This is a genomic window from Bacillus sp. SIMBA_074, from assembly GCF_046534555.1.
In the GTDB taxonomy this organism is placed as follows: domain Bacteria; phylum Bacillota; class Bacilli; order Bacillales; family Bacillaceae_G; genus Bacillus_A; species Bacillus_A mycoides.
The window spans coordinates 1-245 of record NZ_JAWRYM010001045.1; the positions used below are offsets into that span (position 1 = coordinate 1).

Below are 245 nucleotides of genomic sequence, written 5' to 3' on the forward strand. Positions count from 1 at the left end.
GTGACAATTTCCTGCTTGACCTCGCCTTTCAGCTCATCGATCGCTTCCTTGAGCATCTGGCTGTACAAATCAAATCCGACTGTGTTGATAAAGCCATGCTGTTCTGCACCGAGCAAATTACCCGCACCGCGAATCGACAAGTCGCGCATGGCGATCTTGAAGCCGGAGCCAAGCTCGGTAAACTCCTTGATGGCCTGAAGACGCTTTTCTGCTACCTCTGTCAGTACCTTATCACGCTGGTACGT

At 51.4% G+C, this 245-nt stretch carries 1 protein-coding gene; it reads right to left on the reverse strand.

Annotated features, from left to right (window positions below; genetic code table 11):
• Nucleotides 1-245, reverse strand: a 245-nt coding sequence (locus SB773_RS33945) for a hypothetical protein (RefSeq protein ID WP_410594883.1), incomplete at both ends; no start/stop codon positions are given.